Below are 4961 nucleotides of genomic sequence, written 5' to 3' on the forward strand. Positions count from 1 at the left end.
TTGCTTATAACTTGCCGCCGCCAAACGCCACCAGCACCTTGAAGCCGGATATTCGCTCGATCCCGCCAGCGGCGACAATCAATCGCTGAATCAGCAACTGCAATGCCGTGCGCTCAGCACGGCTGAAATACCCCAACAAACGCTGCAGCACTTGTTGGTAGACGTAATTCATTGCCTGTTCGTGAATAGAACTCATTGTAGGTCACCTGCCTGTTGAACAAGACACGGCAACGTACGGGCACAGCATCGAACATCAGCCTGGTCATCAAGTGTGTAGTCGAGCATGACTCATTCCCTGAGTAGTAATTAACGACGCATTATCAGTATCTGCAAAACAATTACAATATACAGTTTGCTTTTGAAAACTGCGCACTCCACCAGAAAACTAAACTTAATTTAAACATGCCGTTTAATCATGCCTTTATGCCTATCAAGGCTGTAGCGATCCTCGACGTATTCACTTTCAGACTTGCAGGCAGGCCAATAAAGGTTCTCCAGCGCACCACCTTATTCGCACCCCATCGCGTTTTCGTCATGACCCGTAGGAAACGCCAACTTTGCACTTGCATTACTGACAGACCCGATAAACTCAAATAAACCGTAAATCGCACATGAAAAACCCATACGACCGTACGCACTTCTGAAATATCGGCCCGTTATTTTCAGTCGCCCTGAAATAATGGATCAACAGCAGTTTTTTACAGCGAAATGCAAAAAGCCTTCCGTAGGGAAGGCTTTCGAGACAACAAGCACAGGTGTGAAAAAGCGCTGAATCAGACAGTCTCGATCTCAAGCACCGCACGCCCGCCAATCGGACAGACATCCATGTAACGGTGCGCCTGCACCACTTGATCGAACGGGAAGCTGCGCGTCTGCAACGGCTTCAGGATATTGTCGGCGGTCATCTGGTTGATGTCCTGCAACGCACGCTGCAACGCCTGCTGATCCTGAGTGATGCCCAGTTCCGGTTTGCCGGTGAAATTGCCCAGGCAGTGCACGTAAAACTGGATGTTCTTCTGGAAGGCTGCGCAGGCCGGGAACGGCGTCTGATTGCCGCCTTGCAGGCCATACAGCACCAGACTGCCGCGTGGCGCGAGCACATCACCCATGATCGACATCTGCGGGCCACCGAGACCATCGAAAACCGCATCGACGCCGCGGTTGTCGGTGTACTTGTTGATCGCCATCAACAAATCCTGCTCTTCGGTGACCACCACCTTGTCGGCACCCAGCGAAAGCAGGTACTCACGCGCATCTTCGGTCTTGGTCGCGGCGATGACACGAACACCCAGCGCCTTGCCCAGTTGCACGAACGCAGGTCCGGAACAATGGCTGGCATCGGTGACCAGCACCGTCTGGCCAGCCTTGATGCGCGCCAGATCGACGTAGGCAAAGTATGCCACCAGATACGGCGTGTAATGCACACTGGCTTCGACAGGCGTCAGCACGTCCGGGTAGCGGGTCAGCGCCAGGCGCGGCATGACGATGCATTCGCCATAAACCGGATGCTGGTTGGCATCGGCCGCAGGAAAGCTGGCGACCTTGTCACCCACCTGCAGATCATCGACGCCGTCGCCCAGTGCAGAGACCACGCCAGCCATCTCGTAACCCAGCCCGGCAGGCAGCCGCGCCTGGGTAGAGGCGAGGTTTTGCCGCCATAGAACGTCGTACCAGCTGACACCGATAGCCTGGACGCGAACCTGCACCTCGCCGGGTGCAGGCGACGCGACGGGCTGCTCTTCAAGCTTGAGCACCTCGGCCGGGCCGAACTGGTGAAAACGGATCGTGCGGGACATTTAGAACCTCGCCTGGTAAACCTTGATGCCACAAACTTTATCCGGGCATTGCCGGGAACACTATCAGTGGCTATTGATAGTCGACATGCCTGTCATCGATTGTGTCCTGTGAGCTACATGTCGCGGCCAGACAGCGTCTGGACGCCACGATGCATAATGGCCGCCATTGTTCGCATGTCGACCAGACATTGCAAGCCATGTGGACATTCCGCGCTCACGCCATTAATTTTCCCTGCGCCGGACCCGCGTTTGCTCGTACTATCGCACCCTGCTCACGTCCTCAACCGACAAATGGCCCGAGATATTCCGCATGAATCGTAACGACCTGCGTCGCGTCGACCTCAATCTGCTCATCGTCTTCGAAACCCTGATGCATGAGCGCAGCGTCACGCGTGCGGCGGAAAAACTGTTTCTTGGCCAGCCAGCCATCAGCGCCGCGCTTTCTCGCCTGCGCGGGCTGTTCGACGACCCGTTGTTCGTGCGGACCGGCCGCAGCATGGAGCCAACCGCCCGCGCCACAGAAATCTTCGCCCTGCTCTCCCCGGCGCTGGACTCCATTTCGACCGCCGTCAGCCGGGCTTCAGAGTTCGACCCGGCCACCAGCACCTCGGTGTTCCGCATCGGCTTGTCGGACGACGTCGAGTTCGCCCTGCTGCCCACCCTGCTCAAGCGCCTGCGCTCCGAAGCACCGGGGATCGTGCTGGTGGTCAGGCGGGTCAACTACATCCTGATGCCGCCACTGCTGGCCTCGGGCGAGATTTCAGTCGGCGTCAGCTACACCCAGGACCTGCCCGCCAACGCCAAGCGCAAGGTATTGCGCAGAAGCAAGCCACAGTTGTTGCGCGCCGACTCGATCCCCGGCCCCTTGAGCCTCGACGACTTCTGCGCCCGCCCCCATGCCCTGGTCTCCTTCGCGGGCGACCTGAGCGGCTTCATCGACGAGCACCTGGAAAAACTCGACCGCAAACGCCACGTCGTCCTCGCCGTCCCACAGTTCAATGGTCTGGCGACACTGTTGACCGGCACCGACATCATCGCCACCGTGCCTGATTATGCTGCGCAGGTATTGACGGCGGCTGGCGGCGTACGAGCTGAAGATTTGCCGATTGAGACGCGTACGTTTGAGCTGCACATGGCTTGGCGGGGCGCGCAGGATAATGATCCTGGGGAAAGGTGGTTGAGGTCGCGGATTCAGATGTTTTTTGGGGATCCGGATAGTTTGTAGATTTCGTTGGGTGGGCACATTCGCACCCGAACTGGAGATTGTTCGCGCGAGGTGCGATTGCTGGAGAACAACCAGCGGTTCGGGGCGACCGGCCTCATAAGAATCGGTAAATAAAAACCGGGGGGGGGGCGCATCGACATCATCTGGCTCGCCACCGAGCCCGTCGATATGCGTGCGGGTATGCGTGGGCATATCCCACCAGCCAGTTCGCGGATGTGGCAGCGGTAGTTTACGACTTCAGCCCCAGCCGCGCCGGATAGCATGCTCGCAACTTCCTTCAAGACTGGAAGGGTAAGATGGTCTGTGATGATTTCGGCGATTACAAGGCCCGCTTTGAACTCGGCGTGACCGAGATTGGGAGCATTGCTGAGCAAGCACTGCGACGCAGCGGACGAGTGAAATCGACCAGTTGCTTCCGTATATATGGCAGCCGGTTTAATCACAAAAGCCGTGATGCTTGGACGCATGCCTAGAAGCGACTTTTTCGATTGATCAGCAAGCCGCCGTGAAAATCTCTTGTTTTTTGTGAAGCCCGATGTTGGCGGAATACTCAGTGCAGACGAGCCCTTGGCTGAACGCGACATCGCTGACCAACTGCCGGTTGGACAGGCTGTTGCAGGAGTCTGCCAGGTAGGCTTGCAGTGCTACCCATTTGGCTTCTTCGATCTCGGCGGTGTCCAGTACGTTGATACGCTGCGTCAAGGCCGTCATTCGGCAGATAAAGTGAATGTTCGATTTTCCAAATTGGTAGGGGTGTTTGGTGGTAAACGCCACGATGGATTCGAACTTCGATTCGATCCCGGTCTCCTCCAGCACCTCGCGCTCGATCGAATCCTGAATTCGCTCAGCAGCGTCTACATGGCCCCCCGGTAGCTTGAACCCGGGAGTACCTCGTTCCTTTATGACGAGGAGTTCCCCTGCGTCGTTAATGACGATGGCGCCCGCCCCTATGGTATGGGTGGGTATGAATGGGACGAATGCCTGCTCGGATGAGCGGCGCACCAGGGTAAGCTGATCGGTCAGACAGCTATGGAAGGAGAAACCGGCGGCGGTGAAGACCGGAATTCCTTGAGCGTTGCTGATCGGCAGTGTGACCCAGGCCAGCGCTAGGCGCTCGTGCTCGATAAAGGCGACTAACCCGTCGAGGACGCCACGCAACGCTTGCGGTTCGTTCGGCAGCGAAGCGGCGTCGACAATGACGCCGTTGTATCTGTCACGTTTGAATTCCACGTTTACCCTTGGATTGGTCGATCTGCCGACATTGTAGTGAGGTGGACACTGCTTTGCGCATGGATGCCAGATGGGCGCACCTCTCTTTATGGTATTACCGAGTGTTCATTACTGCTGCGTAACCGTCTAGGCAGTAAATCTTCTTAACGCCATCGCTGACTGCGATGGTGGGCACCTAAATTTGAGTGCAAAGGAAATATTTTTTCGCAGAGAGGCCAGATGACTTCGACGGACGAACACAAACGCCAGCGGTTCGCGTCATCTTCTTGGGCTACGCCGACATGTCTGCCTGCAGTTGTTGGCTAGATGATCATGGCGTGCCAGAGTACGCCGAGAGGCATACCGGACTCTGGATTGGACGTGCTGAATCACGACGGCGACTCGGTTGAGGTGGCATTGGCCCGGCAATTGGTCCGGCCTGAATCTGACGTTTCCTCTCCTCCGAGCGGGGAGCTGCAAGGCTCCTCGGAGCCTTCTTGCTTGCCCAGGCGCAGCGTCGCACACTTAAAACTCCGGCGGGATCACCGTTAGCTGCAAATGACCGCCGACCTTTAAACAGAATCGGCCAAAAGCAGCCTTTCGCCCTCGACACTACGCACCGTCTAGGGTCTGTTCCCGTTTCCACGTAACCTATTGATCCCTATGAGAACAGGCCCGTATTGTTGGAGTTCTCACACAACACCAATACGAGCCTGCAATGCCCCGATTAA

At 56.8% G+C, this 4961-nt stretch carries 3 protein-coding genes and 3 pseudogenes; 3 read left to right on the plus strand and 3 right to left on the minus strand.

Annotated elements, in window-relative coordinates; genetic code table 11:
• Nucleotides 1-10: 10 nt before the first annotated feature.
• Nucleotides 11-196, minus strand: a pseudogene (locus DW49_RS1000000131365) (hypothetical protein); the annotation flags it as partial.
• A gap of 577 nt (nucleotides 197-773) precedes the next feature.
• Entirely contained in the window at nucleotides 774-1796 is a 1023-nt protein-coding gene (locus DW49_RS0126780) for a zinc-dependent alcohol dehydrogenase family protein (RefSeq protein ID WP_005618497.1), read from the minus strand.
• A 310-nt stretch (nucleotides 1797-2106) separates the two neighbouring features.
• Between DW49_RS0126780 and DW49_RS0126785 the strand changes: the two genes are divergently transcribed.
• Together DW49_RS0126785 and DW49_RS1000000131370 are read left to right on the plus strand one after the other, a co-directional pair.
• Complete coding sequence (locus tag DW49_RS0126785; protein ID WP_005618499.1) at nucleotides 2107-3021, plus strand: LysR family transcriptional regulator; 915 nt, start codon at nucleotides 2107-2109, stop codon at nucleotides 3019-3021.
• 179 nt (nucleotides 3022-3200) lie between these two features.
• Nucleotides 3201-3389: pseudogene (locus DW49_RS1000000131370) on the plus strand (IS66 family transposase); the annotation flags it as partial.
• Nucleotides 3390-3513: 124 nt separating this feature from the next.
• Here the strand turns inward: DW49_RS1000000131370 and DW49_RS0126795 are convergent.
• Nucleotides 3514-4251, minus strand: coding sequence for an NUDIX hydrolase (locus DW49_RS0126795; protein WP_005618500.1), 738 nt, complete (start codon nucleotides 4249-4251; stop codon nucleotides 3514-3516).
• Between the two features lie 239 nt (nucleotides 4252-4490).
• Here DW49_RS0126795 and DW49_RS1000000134450 point away from each other — a divergent pair.
• Nucleotides 4491-4665 (plus strand): annotated as a pseudogene (locus tag DW49_RS1000000134450) (helicase-related protein); the annotation flags it as partial.
• Nucleotides 4666-4961: the final 296 nt, after the last annotated feature.

Origin of the sequence: Pseudomonas avellanae BPIC 631 (assembly GCF_000444135.1) — a bacterium.
Lineage (GTDB): Bacteria > Pseudomonadota > Gammaproteobacteria > Pseudomonadales > Pseudomonadaceae > Aquipseudomonas > Aquipseudomonas avellanae.

Excerpts from the sequence above, each read along its gene's own strand:
- DW49_RS0126785 (WP_005618499.1), top strand. The coding sequence starts at position 2,107 with ATGAATCGTAACGACCTGCGTCGCGTCGACCTCAATCTGCTCATCGTC.
- DW49_RS0126780 (WP_005618497.1), bottom strand. The coding sequence starts at position 1,796 with ATGTCCCGCACGATCCGTTTTCACCAGTTCGGCCCGGCCGAGGTGCTC.